Source organism: Nostoc sp. CMAA1605 (assembly GCF_021596505.1).
Taxonomy (GTDB): Bacteria; Cyanobacteriota; Cyanobacteriia; order Cyanobacteriales; family Nostocaceae; genus Trichormus.
The window spans coordinates 1-17954 of sequence record NZ_PJIZ01000113.1; the positions used below are offsets into that span (position 1 = coordinate 1).

Below are 17954 nucleotides of genomic sequence, written 5' to 3' on the forward strand. Positions count from 1 at the left end.
TTGGGAGCAAATGCGTTTTCGATGGCGATCGCAGGGCCATTTGCCGCTTACTGGATTTATCATCTGATCATGCAGTTAACTGGTAAGCAAAAAATCGCCATTTTTCTCGCCGCAGCTTTAGCAGATTTGCTTACCTACGTGATTACATCTGTACAACTTGCATTAGCTTTCCCCGCACCAGTGGGTGGATTTATCGCGTCATTTGCTAAGTTTGCGGGGATTTTTGCCATAACTCAAGTTCCCCTAGCTATTAGTGAAGGATTATTAACTGTCTTAGTGTGGAACTGGTTACAGTCTTATACTCCTCAAGAACTCGAACTTTTGCGATTAATTAAACACGAACCTCAAAGTCATGAATCAATCTAAACGCAGAATCAGCAACTGGTTGCTATTGGGAGGGGTGGTGATTTTGGCATTTATCCCGTTAATAGTAGCTCGTGATGCTGAATTTTTGGGTGCTGACGACAGAGCCGCAAAAGCAGTTACCCAAGTACAACCAGGATACAAGCCTTGGTTTCAGCCTTTATTTCAAATACCTAGTTGTGAAGTCCAAACATTTCTATTTGCGGCTCAAGCAGCTTTAGGTGCAGGGGTGTTAGGCTATTTGATTGGTTTATCTAAAGGACGAGCCGAGGGACGAAATCATCGTCATGAACATTCAGATTGATACTTTAGCTTACACTAATAAATTACGGCGATTAGCACCAGGACAGAAATTACTGTTTGCGATCGCCTTACTCATTATCTCTAATTTTGCTCATCCACCAGTGCAAATTATCATTGCGCTTTGGGTAAGTATTTGGACTATATTTTACGCGGGTATTCCCACCAAAATATATTTAAAACTAGTTTATATCCCGATTTTATTTTGGTTAACCAGTTTACCAGCTTTAGTAATTAATGGTGTCACAATTAATTACCTCAATACTATTCAAAATGATGTAATTAACGGTGTTAATATTGGGGATTTTTACTTCTATATTAGCAGACATGGTGTTGAGCAAGGATGGAGCATATTTACAAGAGCGATCGCTGCTATTTCTTGCTTCTATTTTGTGATGTTAACCATTCCTTTTGCTGACTTATTAAAAACCCTCAGACGTATAGGTTTACCTATCTTAATTACCGACTTGCTTTTACTAATGTATCGGTTTATTTTTGTCCTATTAAATACAGCCTCAGAATTGTGGGTGGCTCAACAATCCCGTAGTGGCTACCGCACATTTAGTCTGAGCATGAAAAGTTTATCCCTCTTAATCGGACAATTATTACAACGCACTATAGAGAAATATCACCAAGTTTCCCTCAGCCTAGAATCCAGAGGATTTAACGGCGAATTTCAAGTTTGGCACTCACAAAATTATTATCTATCAACACGCTATGCAATGGAAGCAATTCTAGGTTGTTTAATATTAATCGAACTAGAATGGAAAAGATACCTATTTTAAAATCGCTACTCTGTTTTGAGAGTGCTGAGTAATGAGTGCTGAGTGCTGAGTAATGAGTGCTGAGTGATAGGTAATGAGTAATGAGTAGTGAGTAATAAGTAATAAGTAATAAGTAGTGAGTAATAAGTAATGAGTGAGTGCTAACAGAAAAATAAATACTACCTTGTCTACCTTGTCTCCTTTCCCAATCCACAATCCCCAATCCCCAATACTTCGACAAGCTCAGTACAAGTCCCCAGTCCCCAATCCCCAATCCCCAATCCCCAATCCCTAGATGAATAAACCAGAAACATTACTAGAATTTCAGCAAGTACACTACACTTACCCAGGCGGACAACAGTCAGCCTTAAACGGTGTAAATTTGACCATACCAGCCGGCAAAAAATGCGCTTTGATTGGCAAAAATGGCTGTGGTAAAACCACCTTATTTTTATTAGCTAACGGTTTATATAAACCCCATAGAGGGATTATATCTTGGCAGGGTAAACCCTTACAATATGACCGCAATTTTTTAATGAAACTGCGGCAAAAAGTTGGACTTATCTTTCAAAATCCTGAACAACAATTAGTAGCTTCCACTGTCGAAGAAGATATTTCCTATGGTTTGTGTAATTTAGGATTACCACCAGCAGAAATTCAACAACGAGTAACACAAGCCTTAAACGAATTTAACCTCAGTGAACTAGCACAAAGACCAGTACATCATCTGAGCTTAGGACAAAAAAAGCGTGTTTCTTTAGCTGATGTCATGGTTTTAAAGCCAGAATTGCTATTACTAGATGAACCAACTGCATATTTAGATAGACCCCAAACCCGCAACTTAATTTCAGTTTTGCAAAAAATTCATTCATCTGGCACAACCATACTCATGGCTACCCATGATTTAGATTTTGTGTGTAGTTGGGCTGATTGGGTGTTTGTGATGGATCAAGGACAATTGATTTTAGAAGGTAAGCCAGAAGATGTATTTGTACAACGCGAAATTCTGGAAGCCATCCAATTAGGTGTACCACTAATCTATGAAATTTTATCTGGTGAGCCTGTAGAGATGGAAAGAATTATATTAGAAAAATTTCACCAACGCTTAATAAATTTATTTAGTTAGTGACTCAACCGGAAAAATACCAAGAAAATGTCATCTTTATCCAAATAAATGTACTTTTAAAATTAACTTTTATAGAATTTTAGTAAAAAAATAAATAAAAATTAATAACTTGCTAAACAAGTACATTATTTGATGTAGATTTTATTGCAAATATTCCCTAAGTAACAGGCTAAAATCCCCCAATAGGGCATTGAAAACAAGTGGAAAATATTGTTTTTTATTAGTTTGATGCCTAAAATTGCACAATGAAATTGTGCAGAATACTACTTCTGAGACAGGGCATATTATGCACATACCTGATGGATTTGTTTCTGTGCCGGTAGCAGGTGCTACAGGTTTAGCAAGTTTTGTTGCACTATTTGTTGCTTGTGAGCGATCGCAGCAAGCCTTTGGTATCCGTCGCGCCCCTATTCTGGGCTTAACCACAGCCTTTATTTTTGCGGCGCAAATGATTAATTTCCCTGTAGCTGGGGGTACAAGTGGTCACTTATTGGGGGGAACTTTAGCAGCGATTATTCTCGGTAGCCCTTGGGCGGGAATGCTTTGTATTGCTACAGTCTTAATTATCCAAGCGGTGTTATTCGCTGATGGTGGCATCACCGCCTTGGGAGCTAACATTTTGAATATGGCGGTGATTGGTGTTTGGGTAGGGTGGATATTAACCCAAACATTGCAAAGGTTACTAGGAGGCGCGAAGGGACGCTTACCTTTGGCGGCGGGAATTGCTGCTGGTATCAGCGTAGTAGTAGCTGCTATAGCTTGTGCAATTGAATTAGCCCTTTCTGGAACTGCACCCATCACCATAGTTTTACCAGCCATGACAGGAATTCATATTTTGATTGGCGTGGGTGAAGGGTTAATTACTGGTGGTGTATTGGCTTATTTAGCTAAAGCGCGCCCAGATTTACTCCCAGGGGAACAGGAACAGATGCGCGGTTGGGTAGTACCTGTAGTTACCATAGTGTTAATAGCTGGTGTCCTATCACTCGTCGCCTCAGCTTGGCCTGATGGCTTAGAAAAAGTAGCAGAAAACTTAGGCTTTATCAAATTGGCTGAACAAGTACGGATATCCGTACCCACACCCTTAGCAGACTATGGAATTGAAGGTTTAGGAATCATTGGTACAAGTATCGCAGGCTTATTAGGTGCGGCGGTTTGCTTTGCTGTCGCCTTTGGGATAGCTAAAGTAGTACAGCCGAAGAATGCTTAGTTGGGGATTGGGGATTGGGGACTGGGGATTGGGGACAAGGTAGACAAGGAAGACAAGGGAGTATTTATTTCTTTAGCACTCACTAATCACTCAGCACTCAGCACTCAGCACTCAGCACTTTTGAAATTTTGACTTGAATATGCCTTTACGCTTGCATTTATCTCTTGTAATTGTTGTGGGAACGGCTTTACTAAAGCATCATGCTTGGTATTGGCTGGCTGTGTATGGAGCGATCGCTTTGATTTGGCTAGCAGTTTTACGTCCCCCAATTCGCCAAATGGGAGGGCTGCTAGGTACAGAGTTAATTTTCCTATCTTTAATTGCATTACCTTTGGGTTGGGAACGCGCCAGTTTTTTGTTAGTTCGTTCCCTCATCTGTCTCATCGTCATGAACAGTTTTTTATTAACCCTACCCCCCCATAGTTTCGGTATCGCCCTCAAAAGTCTACCTGTTCCCGCCGCCTTAAAAGAAAACTTACTCCTAGCTGGACAATACCTGGAAATCTTACTCGCAGAAGTCAAAAGGATGCAGCGTAGCGCGCAGCTACGCGGTTTAAATGGTGCATCAGGTTGGTTGCGCTATGCTAGTGCAGCAATGATCGGTAGTTTGTACATCCGTAGTCTCGAAAGGGCAGAACGTGTTTATGGTGCAATGGTAATTCGTGGTTACAACGGACAATTACCCGTAGATTTTAAATTTCCAGCTAAAGAACGCTTCTTGCTGTTCTTAGCTTGGGCGATCGCGATTTGTTTTACTCTCAGTTCTTATAGAGTTGTGAATTTTGAAATCTTTAACTTCTAACCCCCAAACTTCTATCCGTCACCCCAATAATGGCATCGTTGAGGTGAAAAATTTAGTTTACGCTTATCCCCATCAGGAACCTGTATTAACAGATATCTCCTTTAGTTTAAATGCAGGCGATCGCGTGGCTTTAATGGGTGCAACTGGTTCTGGTAAAAGTACCTTACTAGAAAATCTCATTGGTTTGAAACAACCAAAATCTGGTCAAATTTCTATTAATCACATCCCCATAGCACCGCAAACTCTCCCCCAAGTCCGCAAACAAATTGGCTTTAGCTTTCAAGATGCTAACGACCAATTATTTATGCCCACTATCCTCGAAGATATTACCTTCGGCCCCCGCAACTATGGGGTACCTCCAGCCATAGCCCGCGATCGCGCCCGTCAACTTTTAGCAGATTTTGGTCTAGCCGCCTACGCCCACCGTTCCGCCCACGAACTATCAGGAGGACAAAGAAGATTAGCCGCCCTCGCCGCTATTTTGGCACTAGAACCACAAATTCTAATTTTAGATGAACCCACCACCGGACTAGATCCCGCATGGCGGCGACACTTAGCCCAAGTATTATTAAATCTACCAGTGCAAGTTATATTAATAGCTTCCCATGAATTACATTGGTTGGGAAAAGTCACTCAACGCGCTCTAGTATTATCTGGTGGTCGCATCGCCATTGATAGTGAAATTCAACCACTTTTGCGGGATGGAGAAACTTTAGAAAACTTAGGTTTACCCATAGGTTGGTAATCAAATATTCTCATCCTCTGCCACTTGAAAATCTACCAGTAGTTCATCTAAATTGTCTGGGAATCTCCCCCTTTCGACCATTTTCGTAAATACTTGGTAGCAATCATCCTTAGCTCCCTCTTTCCGTGGGAATCCCAGCCACAATATTGCGATCGCCTTTAACTTTTCAGTATTAAATGCTCTAAAAAACAGTCGATAACGTTCTGGTAAACCCATTTTTTTCACCCGTCCATAGTGTTTTAACGCTCCTGTTAAAGCAAAATGACTGGCAAATGGATCAGAGGGAATTTTGGTTTCAATCACAACATTCAATGATGCAAATAATTTGACTGTGCTATGGGTTTTATATTCCACCTCTGGTAATTGTTGTTTTAAACGAGAAACGCGCTCAAATAATTCTTGATACTGACTGCCAAATAGTTGTGGATGAAAATAAATTTCCCAACCGTTATTAATAAATTTCGCCATCTTTTAATCATTCATCGTCTAATTCCACACCATCAATTAATTTGTGTGCAGCTTCAGACATTTCTGTGGTGTAAGGTTGCAGCGTATTATTTTTCAGTGCTTCAGTGATAGCGAAATCAAGAAATAACCGCATTAAGACGGAATTTTCTTCGTCATCATCATCTGCTTGTGGCACAATTCTTAAAATTGCAGTATCAGAGGATAATACTTCTATCCAGCCATCTGCATTAGCAAACTGTGGATGTTCTCGATAAAACTCAGATGGTAGCCTAAATCCTGCACTGTTACCGATTTTGGTACTACGAATTTTGTAGGAGTTGCTCATCTGCTAACGTATGTACGTAACGTAATCACATAATAACACTTTCCTGATACTCTCTAACTGAGAGTTGAAACTGGGGAATTTATGCAAAACGCACCACTCACCAATGCTAGTCAAGAAATCAAGTTATTAGTTTTAGATATAGACGGCACAATTTCCGGAGAGTCAAACACCATTAGTCAACCCGTCAAGCAAGCGATCGCCGCCGTTCAAGCTCAAGGTATTGCAGTGGCGATCGCTACAGGGAGAATGTATCGCTCGGCACTACGTTTTCATCAAGATATAAATTCCACCTTACCACTCATGGCTTATCAAGGTGCTTGGATTCAAGATCCCACTAGCCAAAAAATTTACCAACATTCACCCGTATCTAGAAATATTGCGGAACAATTACTAGATTATTTTGAACAGCCAGCTTTGCGATCGCTTTTATCTGTCCATTTCTACATTAATGATCAACTATACGTGCGGGATATCACCCCAGAAACTCAAGCCTATGCTGCACGTTCTGGCATTACCCCCATTCCTGTCGGAGATTTACGCGAAACTCTAGCTACTGAACCCACTAAAATTTTAGCCCTGTGCGACGATACCAGCGTCATCAAAGATTTGTTAGGCAATTTACGCCGCCAATACACCCCAGCAGAACTTTATATGACAACCTCTGTTGCTACCTTCTTTGAAGCCACAAATGCCATTGTCAACAAAGGTAATGCTGTGCGTTACCTAGCAGAAGACGTACTGGGGTTACAAAGCCATAATGTGATGACTATTGGTGATAACTTCAATGATTTAGAAATGCTGGAATATGCAGGAATTGGTGTAGCGATGGGTAACGCACCAGAAGATGTAAAAGCGATCGCTAATTGGGTAGCTCCGAGTGTAGAGTTAGACGGAGTTGCAACCGCCATTGAAAAATTTTTACTCAGTTAAGAAACGTGGGTGAAGTTAAGATAAAGCTCACAACCCCTAAAATCAGAAAGAACACCGACGACTGGCCGTGTTTCGTCTCGGTGTTCCTGCTGGTTCGCTCCTCACACACCAGTTAATATAACTGAGGTCAATCAATCCGTCAATACTTAGATAGTAGTCATTAGTCATTAGTCATTAGGGAAAAGACTAATTTTTATGCCCAATGCCCCATGCCCAATGCCCAATACCCAATGCCCAATGCCCAATGCCCAACTACTAAAGCTCAACTGGTGCATCAAATCCTAACTTCTCTGTGAGTAACACCCTGAGAACGCATTGAGTCGCCATGACTAATCCTAATCTGGCTTGGGCAAGTTCTGGCGAGTTTGTCTTTACCTCTCCCCAAATGCGGCATTGACTCCAAAAATTTAAAAAGGCTTGACTTACATCCCAGGCGATTTTTTCCCAGTTGACTTGTTCGGGTTCTTCGACACAGTCTAATTCATCTACAGCTTTGATTAATTCCATGATTAAATGAATCTCGCTTGGCTGATGCAGGTGTAATTTGCGATCGCTATTGAGCCAAGGTAAGTCCTCTATTTTTACTAAACTTCCCAAATGTACACTTTCACCACTCGCTGGTAATTTTTCTTCTCCAGTGATCATTCCTTCTCGATGGGCTAACAATATCAATGAGTAACAACGTGCATGAGCATATTGAATGGTAAATAAACGTGATGAATTTTCAGTTTGTCTGCTGTCCGATTTGTTATGAAACCCTAACTTTAGTCCTTGAAAATGAAAATAACTTTTTGAGGCTCCAAAGGCAACACTTTGCAACCAATCTGCTAACAAATGATGTGTTACCTCAATGTGTACCCATCCAGGGGTAACTATTCGTGTCAGCAGTGTTCCGCCGGAAGTAGTAAATATGTGCTGTGCGATCGCGCTGGCTATTTCTTCTGTCACGGAATTATGAGATTTTGCCAGTTGCAACGCTACACCTGAAATATACAAAACTCGATTAGCATCTCTACCTTTATATAGAGGGATTTTTATATTTTTTATGCTTTCAAAACCCGCCCCTGCTATATGTGTATCGACAGCAACTATCAAATAGCTGTTTATCAAATGCTTGATAGCTGTATTTTTACTCACTCGTAGGTTTTAGTACACTGATATTTACTTTAAAAACTTTGTTGTAGAAATTACTTAAAGGAATGTCATCTGTCTTTAGATATAATATTCTTGTGAAGAGAGAAAAATGAGATTAGCATAAAATTTCATAAATATTAGATGAATAATATGTAAACTTTACTACCATCATTGTACAGTAAGAAGTATAACAAAATAGTAGGGCGCAAATTTGCTCTCTACTTTGTTTGATGGCTGGCGCTGTTAGGCGTTAGGCCTACTTCCAAAACACAAAGACACTCCTTGCACCTTAATTTATGTCGTCTTTGTCTTCAGCCGAACGCTCTTTGTTACCTATGCAATCTCCATCTTCCTTTTCTGAGGCATCACGCCCTTTTCTGACTTGGCAACGTATTCTTGACTGGGCGCAGGAACACTATCGCTGCCGCACCTTTAGCAAAGATGAGCGAATTCCAGCCCGTCCTGGATTGCTTTACTTGGTGCAAAGAGGTGCGATCCGCATGGTAGGAACTGCCCAGGTAAGTGCTACTGCGAGTCAGTTAACTTCTCGTCGGATCAACAGAACTCCAGAAGAAGCTTTCTTGGGTTTTGTTGGTGCAGGACAGCCATTTGAAATTGTGGCTCAGTCACCCTTTACGCTGCAAGCTTATGCTCACGTTGACCAAACAGCAGTGTTGTGGATGTACTGGCATGATTTAGATAACTGGCCTCACTTCCGTCGTGAAGTCATGGATGCCTTCAAATACCAGCACCAGCGCAAATTGTTGTGGTTGAGTGCTTTGGGACAACGCCGTACTATCGACCGACTCTTAGGATTCCTCACTTTGTTAATTGAGGAATATGGAGAGCCTGCTATGAGTGAAACAGACCCCGATGTGATTCGTGGTTATTGTCTGCCTTTCCCCCTCACTCATGCCCAAATTGGTAGCGCGATTGGTTCAACTCGTGTTACTGTCACCCGTTTGATGGGTAAGTTACGTCAACGTGGCTTAATTCTCACTCAAGGGGATAATCTGATTTGCCTGCCAGCAGAGTCAATTAACAGAGCCGGCTAAGAAAGTGTGATTGACCGTCTAGGGCATCTACAATGAGGAACTGCCAAACTGTTCAACAGCAATAAGAAACAGATGTTGGCTAAGATTGACGGTCAAATAAAACAAATCAGTTCCCAAAGACCCGATCAATTTGCAGTAAGTCAGCGCCAGCAACACTTGCTTACTGCTCACAAAACATCAATCTGTTTGACCACCACAAACAGATTGTGCCATCGGGAAAATCTCCAAATACCAGTCTCAATGTTCGATTGATGCCATTGACCAAGACTGCTAGGGAGGACAAGACAGTTCTTGGCGTGGTTAAGTACATAGCAAACTGAGTTCGCACCAACTGCCAATGCTACTTGAACATTGAGGCGAGATGATTGGAGATAGTTAACAGATATTTTCTTGGCTGAATACGTAGCACAAATCAAGTGATTCAGCATCATCAAACCAAACTAATTTCAAAAAAATTAACGCGATCGCCATGAGTATTATTTAGTCAGGCGATCGCTTTGCATTTTAGCAGCTTGTCAACCATCAACATTAGGTCAAATTAGACTGCTGCGATACTATTTTTATAATGTAAATCACATCACATAAACTTATGGAGCCAGACTATTTACCGACAGAGGTGATTTTAAATCATCCTCGTCGCTCCCTGGGTAAAGTTCAACTAGATTGGACACCCCAACCAGGGAACTATCTCGATTTAGAAGGTAAAACCTACGCAGTTTTAGAACGTCGCCATCGCTATCAATTCAAATCAGGACGTTATCGCCTATATAATATCGCCCTCTATGTGCAGACTGCTCAAAGACCATCTGAGAAAAGTTTAGTCGCAGGGCGTTGGGTGGTTGGGGATGCTAGCTGTGTGTATAATGCCCATTCAGAAATTATTCGCTGTGCAGTTAATCCTAATGGGCCTTGCGAATCCTGTCGTTTTTATGAAGCAGTTAGCAATCTATCAAATTAAGCTAATCTCCATTCCCTAACATTTCACCAACAGTTAAACGCGTACCGTTCACAAAATCCCAACCTGATTGGGGACGTTTCCCAGCTAATTGAACCTCTCGCAACAGTAACAAACCTTCACCAGTTTGCACAATTGCACCAATTCCCTTGGCGATGCTAACTATCTCCCCTGGACTACCCGATATATTAGCCAAATTAGGTACTTTTTGAAATATTTTTTGCAATTCTGGCGGTAGTTCATCTTTGTCAGCCGCGTCAAGGGTAACGGTGGCTGTAATTTTCAAAGTTTGGTCACGAAAGGTGGCTGTGCAGTTGGGATAAAACCCTCGCACCTGATTATGCAATTGCATTGCACTTTTTGACCAATCTAAAGCATAGTCTTGTTTTTGAATTAAGGAAGCGTAAGTCGCTGCACTATCATCTTGCGGTGTAGCTGTAATCTCTTGATTTTGTAATTTGAGCAAGGTTTCAATTAATAAATCACCGCCAATTTCTGCTAGTCTAGCCGCTACATCCTCAGCATTATCTAACAAACCAATGGGTGTAGTTGCCTTGAGCAGCATTGCCCCAGTATCCATACCCACATCCATTAACATAGTTGTGATCCCTGTTTCTGGTTCACCGTTGTATATACACCATTGAATAGGTGCAGCCCCCCGATATTGAGGCAAAATTGAACCATGCACATTCACACAGCCCAATTTGGGCATATCTAAAATTTTCTGTGACAAAATCTGTCCATAGGCAACCACCACAAACACATCCGCTTCTAACTGCTGGAGTTTAGTTAAAGTTTCAGTATGTTTCTTGACTCGTTGGGGTTGCCATACTGGGATATGATGATGAGTCGCCACCACTTTTACAGGTGAAGGGGTGAGTTTATTACCCCGTTCCCGGCGTTTATCTGGTTGGGTGACGACTGCTAACACCTCGAATTCTGGGTGATTAAGTAATTTTTCGAGCGTAGGAACAGCGAATTGGGGTGTGCCAAAAAATACAATTTTCATAAATTAGTCAATAGTCCTTAGTCAATAGTCATTAGTTAGAGTAATCCCAATATTTTGAAGCTGCGGCGCGTGATTTCGATGCGGGTGGGAAGGTCATCATTATTACGGATATCAATATTAGTGGCAAAGAAATATACATTATTTTTCTGCTCTAAATAACCGACAAACCAACCGATATTGGGTTTACGACGGGCAGCCCAGCCTGTTTTTCCTCGCAATATATACTCTGGGGTACGTTCGTAAACCATAATATCTTGTACTAAATCCAAAGTCCGTTGTGAGAAGGGTAATTCTTTGCGCTGAAGACGTTGTAAAAACTCAATCTGTTGTCTGGGGGTAATTTGCAGTGGCCCCTCTAGCCAAAAGCGGTCAATTTGTTCTGGTGTCCCGATTTGACCATCGCCATAACCGACTTGCTGGATAAACGGCTTCATCCTTTGATAACCAATTTTGCGCGCTAGCACTTGATAAAACCAGACTGTGGAATTTTTGAAAGCTTGACGAATGTTAGTGTCTTGATTCCATGAGGGAAATTCACGCTGAATCCCATCCCAAGTCAAAACAGCGACATCACTGGGAATCACACCCGTTTCTAAGGCTACAAGGGAGTTGAAAATTTTAAATGTCGAAGCGGGAGAAAAGGCTTGTGAATTGCGCGGGGCGTTGTGTTGGTAACATCTGTTGTGATTGCGATCGCAAATCAGAATCGACCCCTTAACACCTAGTTGGGTAAATGAACCTCCTAAGTCAACATTAGCTACTGGTGCAGATGTCTGATTTTCCTGAGATTTTGCAGGTAAAGGCTGGAAATTGCTAATAGTTAAAAATGTAATCAGTATACAAAAAATGATCTTAATTGCTGGTGGTATCCGTCGAATTTTAGACACAAATATGATTTCCTAACAAAACTGATTTACCACCAGTGATAATACAGCCACTGTGCCTGTAGTTCCATTACCATAGATGCTCAATCAATCAAGTCAGCAAAAATAGTCAATAGTCAATAGTCAATAGTCAGCACCGGCTAAACGCCGCGCTACCGCTAACAGCACTCAACACTCAACACTCAACACTCAACACTCAGCACTCAGCACTCAGCACTCAGCACTCATTACTCCCCCCTCCCCAATCATGAATAACTGTGTCCACCATGACAAAATCAAGAGTTTCTTGATACACTTGTAATTGAATTTTCTAATGAAAAAGTTGATGTTAACTATATATGTAGGTAAAAAACCTCATATCTTGGATGCTTTAATCAACTAATTCTTTGGGAAATGCTTTTTCCTGTCTATTCGGCGAAAAGTGTAGTTACTTTGCTCCAAAGCACAGCACTATCGCAATGATGAAAACTCCAAAAAGAATTTCTACCCCAGGGTAGATGCTAATGGTGTTTTTCGGGTATTATATGTTGTGCGTCCGCTTTCCTAAATTTTAAAGTAACGCTTCACTCCAACCGTTATCGGGGACTTTACTGTTGTCGCCATTGTAAACAGGAAAGCCTCTCTTGGCTTATCTATGCTTACTCTTACCCCAACAGTTAAATCTTATAACTGATCTACCTTTGGGCTATTTGTGTGTTTAGTCCAAAAATAATTTTATTTGTCTTTAGGCTAGATTTAGTTCTGTCTAGGGCTAATTTTAATTAACACAAAAAAACTCAATTATACGCAGTAACATCACTGTTAATCTGCTAGTTTTTTAGTGGATTTTTTTAAGCAAAATTACTTAATTTGTATGGGGATTGATCAATTATGAAGACGTGTTTAAGTAAACATATCAAACTTTAAAAAAAAAATTTCATAAAGTTAGCAAAAACTTTGAGTTTGTTGTTATACCTGTAATCAAAGCCAGCTTTTTGTCAGATTTTTAAATATCGCTCCTCATACAGCAACCGCCCTTCTGGAGAGTCCACCCATGCTTAAACCCCTTTTGCTGTCAGGATGGTTCCGTGTGCAACCATTTTTTAATTATTTTGTTGTTTTCATGTTGATTGCGCCTTTGGTTGCTGCTTCTGGTCACTCTAGTTCAGCTAAGACATCAAAAGTGGTAGCAAAGATTGCGTCTGAGCCTGAAGAATCTGATATCGTTTCTCCAGAAAAAGCTGCTGTGAGTGAACCAGAGTTAGCCAGGGTACTAACCACAGAACCGACTAACTCGCTGCGTCGAGAAACAGTAGTGGCATCTCAGGTGATTAGACCGCCAATGTTGCCAGCAGATGACATAACTGAGTCCTTGTTGGCTCAAGAATATACTAAATCTCATATTGATAATACTGTTGTTAATCCATTGGCAGATGTAGAGCTAGCACCATCAGTAACGCTAGGAAAAACACCAGCACAAAATAGGGTATGGCAGGAATCTGGTGATAATAATCTTTTGGCCGCAGTGCAGCCTTTACCAACTATCTCCACGCCTCAAGCAGATGCAAATCAAGATGATGTACCTGTTAGTGAACCACAGCCAGAACAAGCTTCAGAACTACCGACTGATCCGATAGGGAGTCCTCACCCGATTCCTTGGCAGTGGATTGTCAGTACGCAAGAAGCCATCGGTTCTAAGGGGGTAACTGGGGTGCGTTACTATCGTAGTGTGCCTGTGGTTTCTCCTGATGGGAAGTACGCGGTTTACAGCAGGGTACAAATTGATGTTAAACCCGAAATGTATAACTCGAAAGTGACTAGTGTTCTGTTTGTAGAAAATAGAGAAACTAAGCAATTACGAGTGATGGCTTCTACAACTACCTTGCAAGACCCACTAGTCAAGACACAGACCACTACAACTCCAGAAGATAGTAAAGAAGGTAAAATCGGGGTATTAGTGCCGGTGAGTTGGTCGGAAAAAAGCGATCGCTTTTTAGCACGTAGATTTGAAGGCGTGTTTAACACTGGTGATTCTACTGATCAAGCGGTGATTTGGGATCGGCAGAAAAACCAAGCCAACACAGTCGCGCCGGCTCAAACCGAAGAAGATCATGAAAAAATTGCTGTGTTATTGGGCTGGAGTAAAAACGAACCCGATCATGTGCTGTTCCGTGCAGGCGAGATGGGAGAAGAAAACTGGCCTTTAGTGAAAGTAGCTATCGACGGTAAAACAGGAGCGACAACTGAGAGTGATCAGCCTGTAACCTTTGGTGACAAACTCTCCAATGTCTGGGCTGGGCCACAAGTTGCTTCACGGTAGCTGATACTAGCCTTGCCACATCAGTAGTCTATGGCAAACAATAAAAAGCGGTTACTACAGTTAGTAACCGCTTTTTAATTTGACTAATGAGTAATGAGTAATGAGTAATGAGTAATGAGTAATAAGTAATGAGTAATGAGTAATGAGTAATAAGTAATGAATAAATACCCATTACTTATTTATTACTTGTTAATTAAAGAAAAGAACGCGGAAAATAACTTTTCCTACTGCAAGTTTTACTCAACCGGAAAAGGAAAGGATTGTGAATGAATCTTGCACCCCTGAAAAGGTACAAAATCAACAGCCTACTGTGTCCCTGAGAGCCATTACTCAGTGCTTGGTATACCTAGACGAGTTAGCTATTCTCCTCTCCTTTACCTCTCTATTTGATTGGAGAAATTAGCAAACAAAATCTCCGCGTACCCAACCTACTACGTTGCGAAACGATACTTGATACCAATACTGACCACCATAAGGATAATCTGTAGAATTGATTACGCTAACGACTGCTCCATTTGGAACTCGGTATACTACACTATAACCAGTTCCCGGCCCACTACGCATATTTAAAAGGCCACCTCTATCTCTTGTACAAACACGAACAGTGTTACTAAGCAACAGACGTTTGCCGGTTTGAGGAGAGCTATAAGTATTAGAATTATGACCATTTAAATTAATTGGAGCAGCAGTTGCTGGTAAAGCAGAAGTTGCAAATACTGTGCCAATCATGAGAGAGATGAAAATCTTAGACATTGTATATACTTCCGGGATAAAGTGAAAAGTTTGAAATGCTTAACTATTGACAGCAAGAAATTAGGGTTGATAGGTGCAAAGGAAACTTATCAACCGATTTAAGTCCTGTCTACTTACTAATCCAATGCACCCTTTATGCCTGTTGCATAAAGCATAGACATCAACCTTTCTAGGATTAGAATGTAGTTCTTAATTTCTCTATTTCTCAAATTTATTCGTTGATTTTCGTCATTAACATCCGAACGATTTCGTATTTTATTGAAAATCAATAAAATTACTGAAAAAATGTATCTATTAGCAAATATTCGTATATTAATAGAGGTTAATAAATAAGATTTGAGTAATTTAATTCTTGAAAATGTTGTTATTTTATGTTTTTCTAGAGAACAATAATTTTGTGTAAGTCTTTTAACACAAGAGTTTCAAGACTTGCCTTTTAATTTATATCGAATGAAAATAATAATAATTAACTATATATAAGATAAGTCAGTACAAATACAAATAGTGTTTCAGTATATTGAAGGTTTTTATATGGAAATCATATTTGATTTCTGCAAAGCTAAGTACACTTTTATTCCTTCTTACTTCCTGTCCCCCGTTCCCCTTCGGGTGACGCTCCTGCGTCGCTAACGCTGCGAAGATCGTCAGTCGCTCATGGGGGAAACCCCCAAGACCGCGCTGACTCACCTGTTCCCTGACTACGCAAATGACTTTAGGAATCAAAGCAGATTCCTATATCGAATCAAGCCTACTTGATTCGATTGATATCAGTAGGAATGCAAGGTTTTGTATACCTAAGTGCGTATTTTTATAAAAAATTACTGTAAATAATTACAGAGTGTTATTAAAACAGTTAAGTAGCCATCATGAACTGCGTACACCAGAAGACATGAAAAAGTCTTTCCCTTACACCCCTATACCCTTTACCCCTAAACCCCTTTTTCAATAGTGTGGTGTTACGGCGCACCAATAATTTCCACCAATTGGTGTGGTGTTTTGCTCTCGGATTATACTCAATACTGTTCACTGTTAAGTGTGATACTGGCTAATATACACTCTGCATAGAAATTTAGGGTGATGTTTCACTCCTTTCCAATTCGGGTATAGCTTCTTTTACTCGTCGGATGGGTAGATTAGCAATTAAAGCTGTGGTGCGTTGATTGCTTTCCAGGGCAAATTCTAGACTTTCGGTGTCTAATTCTACATAGCGACAAACTACGTCTAAAATTTCCCTACGCATTTTTTCGAGGGTCTGAGCGTCTAAATCAGCACGATCATGAGCGATTACCAATTGCAAGCGGCGTTTGACTTGGGAGCGACTGGTATCGGGACTACGTGAAAATAACTTGTCTATTAATTCGAGGATCATTGCTTGTAGGTGTGCGGAGACTGAAAGTTAAATTTTGGTGCGTAACAATTTTCGCAGACGGGTGAATATATTCTCGTGGGGTGTATCCAGGTCGAGAAAATCGATTGTTTCTCCTTCCAATCTCCGCGCAATGTTTTCAAAAGCAACAGCCGCCAAAGAAGGGGTGTCAGCTAAGACTAAAGGTTCGCCACGATTGGTGGAAACAATTACACGTTCATCATCAGGGAGAACGCCGATTAAGGGTATAGCTAGCAATTCTTGAACATCCTGCACGGACATCATATCATTAGCCCGTACCATTGCCGGTCTGATGCGGTTGATAATGAGGTGAACGCGTTTGATACCTTGAGCTTCTAATAAACCAACTACGCGGTCAGCATCGCGCACGGCGGAAATTTCGGGAGTGGTAACGATGAGGGCTTCTTTGGCTGGGGCGATCGCATTTTTAAATCCGTTTTCAATTCCCGCCGGACTATCAATAATCACATATTGATACTTTTGTGAGAGTGCATTTACCAATAACTTCATTTGTTCTGGTGTAACTGCATCTTTGGTACGGTTTTGGGCGGCTGGTAGCAGTACCAAGTTGGGTTGACGCTTATCTTTGACTAAGGCTTGTTCTAAGCGACATTCTCTAGAGAGGACTTCTACAGCTGTGTAGACAATGCGGTTTTCTAGACCTAAGAGCAAATCTAAATTGCGTAGACCGAAATCCGCATCGACTAAGGCGACTTGACGACCCATTTTAGCGATCGCCATACCCAAATTTGCGGAAACAGTAGTTTTACCCACACCTCCTTTACCGGAGGTAATGACAATAATACGAGTCATGATACAAGTGCGCTGGATGAGGGTTAAAGAATTATATTAAATGTATTTATGGTGTTTGATTAATTCTAGTGAGTAGGTTTCTAGAAAAATCAGTAGCTTTGACGATGCGGATTCCCCTATCAGTGATGTGTGCTACTTCTGGGAAAAATTGCGTTGGTAATTTTTCTGGTGATCTAGCAACAGCGTCCGCAATTCTAAGCTGGGTGGGTTCCATGTGTAGTGACATAATCAGACACTCACGATTTCCCGATGCGCCAGCATGAGCCACACCTCGAAGACGACCCCAGACTAGGATATCTCCGTCTGCCACTACCATACCACCAGGATTGATATCTCCCAATAAAATTACTGTCCCTGGGTGACGAATTTCTACACCAGAACGGATAGTCATTTCTATGTACAAAGCATCAGCTTGGGGGGTAGCGGTGACTTTGGGTTCAGAAGAAAGGATGGTTTCTGGTTGTAATTGTTCTACAGAGTAACCTGATGTGACTGCGGCGATCGCAGTTTGGCGGCGACTGGTGGCGACTGATTTGAGATGCAGTTGGGCTTCACTAAAGGTTTCAGCGAGTTGTTGTAGTTGTCTGGTGTCTAACAGGCGATCATGTGCTATTAGATGCACAGCAGTATTT

General features: G+C 41.2%; 23 protein-coding genes. 12 read left to right on the forward strand and 11 right to left on the reverse strand.

The features are described 5' to 3' along the window. From CV014_RS25910 to cbiQ, 3 genes are all read left to right on the forward strand, one after another. A partial coding sequence (locus tag CV014_RS25910) for an energy-coupling factor ABC transporter permease (protein ID WP_236144645.1) occupies positions 1-366 on the forward strand: 366 nt, incomplete at its 5' end. Next, positions 353-667 carry an energy-coupling factor ABC transporter substrate-binding protein gene (locus CV014_RS25915; protein ID WP_236144646.1) on the forward strand — a complete coding sequence of 105 codons (315 nt, stop codon included), beginning with the start codon at positions 353-355 and terminating at the stop codon, positions 665-667. The genes CV014_RS25910 and CV014_RS25915, both read left to right, overlap by 14 nt. Beyond that, entirely contained in the window at positions 651-1448 is a 798-nt protein-coding gene (gene cbiQ, locus CV014_RS25920; protein ID WP_236144647.1) for a cobalt ECF transporter T component CbiQ, read from the forward strand. The genes CV014_RS25915 and cbiQ overlap by 17 nt, the downstream gene beginning before the upstream one ends. Here the strand turns inward: cbiQ and CV014_RS25925 are convergent. Further along, complete coding sequence (locus CV014_RS25925) at positions 1440-1643, reverse strand: hypothetical protein (protein WP_236144648.1); 204 nt, start codon at positions 1641-1643, stop codon at positions 1440-1442. The two genes, cbiQ and CV014_RS25925, sit on opposite strands and share 9 nt — an antisense overlap. A gap of 79 nt (positions 1644-1722) precedes the next feature. Between CV014_RS25925 and CV014_RS25930 the strand changes: the two genes are divergently transcribed. From CV014_RS25930 to CV014_RS25945, 5 genes are all read left to right on the forward strand, one after another. Next, positions 1723-2553 (forward strand): energy-coupling factor ABC transporter ATP-binding protein, encoded by an 831-nt coding sequence (locus CV014_RS25930; protein ID WP_236144649.1) that lies wholly within the window; start codon positions 1723-1725, stop codon positions 2551-2553. Between the two features lie 286 nt (positions 2554-2839). Then, on the forward strand, positions 2840-3763 hold the full coding sequence (locus CV014_RS25935) for an energy-coupling factor ABC transporter permease (RefSeq protein ID WP_236144665.1): 924 nt from the start codon (positions 2840-2842) through the stop codon (positions 3761-3763). Next, positions 3764-3895 (forward strand): hypothetical protein, encoded by a 132-nt coding sequence (locus CV014_RS30250; RefSeq protein ID WP_268964906.1) that lies wholly within the window; start codon positions 3764-3766, stop codon positions 3893-3895. A gap of 7 nt (positions 3896-3902) precedes the next feature. Next, entirely contained in the window at positions 3903-4565 is a 663-nt protein-coding gene (locus CV014_RS25940; RefSeq protein WP_236144650.1) for an energy-coupling factor transporter transmembrane component T family protein, read from the forward strand. Then, positions 4546-5310, forward strand: coding sequence for an energy-coupling factor ABC transporter ATP-binding protein (locus CV014_RS25945; protein ID WP_236144651.1), 765 nt, complete (start codon positions 4546-4548; stop codon positions 5308-5310). The genes CV014_RS25940 and CV014_RS25945 overlap by 20 nt, the downstream gene beginning before the upstream one ends. Here the strand turns inward: CV014_RS25945 and CV014_RS25950 are convergent, their stop codons facing one another. Further along, positions 5311-5778, reverse strand: coding sequence for a type II toxin-antitoxin system YhaV family toxin (locus CV014_RS25950; protein ID WP_236144652.1), 468 nt, complete (start codon positions 5776-5778; stop codon positions 5311-5313). A gap of 7 nt (positions 5779-5785) precedes the next feature. Beyond that, a complete protein-coding gene (locus CV014_RS25955; RefSeq protein ID WP_236144653.1) occupies positions 5786-6103 on the reverse strand; it encodes a hypothetical protein in 318 nt (105 codons plus the stop codon). Between the two features lie 81 nt (positions 6104-6184). On the opposite strand from CV014_RS25955, the gene CV014_RS25960 reads away from it, so the two are divergent. After that, on the forward strand, positions 6185-7033 hold the full coding sequence (locus CV014_RS25960) for a Cof-type HAD-IIB family hydrolase (RefSeq protein ID WP_236144654.1): 849 nt from the start codon (positions 6185-6187) through the stop codon (positions 7031-7033). Positions 7034-7288: 255 nt separating this feature from the next. On the opposite strand, the gene CV014_RS25965 is transcribed toward CV014_RS25960, so the two are convergent. Further along, a complete protein-coding gene (locus CV014_RS25965; RefSeq protein WP_329608451.1) occupies positions 7289-8128 on the reverse strand; it encodes a DALR anticodon-binding domain-containing protein in 840 nt (279 codons plus the stop codon). Positions 8129-8463: 335 nt separating this feature from the next. Between CV014_RS25965 and CV014_RS25970 the strand changes: the two genes are divergently transcribed. Next, positions 8464-9222: a Crp/Fnr family transcriptional regulator gene (locus tag CV014_RS25970; RefSeq protein WP_236144656.1), complete on the forward strand. Its 759-nt coding sequence runs from the start codon at positions 8464-8466 to the stop codon at positions 9220-9222. A 167-nt stretch (positions 9223-9389) separates the two neighbouring features. Here CV014_RS25970 and CV014_RS25975 read toward each other — a convergent pair whose 3' ends face one another. Continuing rightward, entirely contained in the window at positions 9390-9653 is a 264-nt protein-coding gene (locus tag CV014_RS25975) for a hypothetical protein (RefSeq protein WP_236144657.1), read from the reverse strand. A gap of 158 nt (positions 9654-9811) precedes the next feature. Here CV014_RS25975 and CV014_RS25980 point away from each other — a divergent pair, with 158 nt between their 5' ends. Further along, positions 9812-10180, forward strand: a complete 369-nt coding sequence (locus tag CV014_RS25980) for a DUF6464 family protein (RefSeq protein WP_236144658.1) — start codon at positions 9812-9814, stop codon at positions 10178-10180. A gap of 1 nt (position 10181) precedes the next feature. Here CV014_RS25980 and fmt read toward each other — a convergent pair whose 3' ends face one another. After that, positions 10182-11186, reverse strand: a complete 1005-nt coding sequence (gene fmt / locus CV014_RS25985; RefSeq protein WP_236144659.1) for a methionyl-tRNA formyltransferase — start codon at positions 11184-11186, stop codon at positions 10182-10184. A gap of 35 nt (positions 11187-11221) precedes the next feature. Beyond that, positions 11222-12064 carry a class D beta-lactamase gene (gene blaOXA, locus CV014_RS25990; protein ID WP_442946947.1) on the reverse strand — a complete coding sequence of 281 codons (843 nt, stop codon included), beginning with the start codon at positions 12062-12064 and terminating at the stop codon, positions 11222-11224. 1039 nt (positions 12065-13103) lie between these two features. On the opposite strand from blaOXA, the gene CV014_RS25995 reads away from it, so the two are divergent. Further along, positions 13104-14369: a hypothetical protein gene (locus CV014_RS25995; protein ID WP_236144661.1), complete on the forward strand. Its 1266-nt coding sequence runs from the start codon at positions 13104-13106 to the stop codon at positions 14367-14369. A 399-nt stretch (positions 14370-14768) separates the two neighbouring features. Here CV014_RS25995 and CV014_RS26000 read toward each other — a convergent pair whose 3' ends face one another. The 4 genes from CV014_RS26000 to minC form a co-directional block, all read right to left on the reverse strand. Continuing rightward, complete coding sequence (locus CV014_RS26000; RefSeq protein WP_236144662.1) at positions 14769-15122, reverse strand: SH3 domain-containing protein; 354 nt, start codon at positions 15120-15122, stop codon at positions 14769-14771. Positions 15123-16191: 1069 nt separating this feature from the next. Continuing rightward, entirely contained in the window at positions 16192-16491 is a 300-nt protein-coding gene (gene minE, locus CV014_RS26005; protein ID WP_103136043.1) for a cell division topological specificity factor MinE, read from the reverse strand. 27 nt (positions 16492-16518) lie between these two features. Beyond that, positions 16519-17322 carry a septum site-determining protein MinD gene (gene minD, locus CV014_RS26010; RefSeq protein WP_236144663.1) on the reverse strand — a complete coding sequence of 268 codons (804 nt, stop codon included), beginning with the start codon at positions 17320-17322 and terminating at the stop codon, positions 16519-16521. 46 nt (positions 17323-17368) lie between these two features. After that, positions 17369-17954, reverse strand: a 586-nt coding sequence (minC, locus tag CV014_RS26015; RefSeq protein WP_236144664.1) for a septum site-determining protein MinC, incomplete at its 5' end; no start/stop codon positions are given.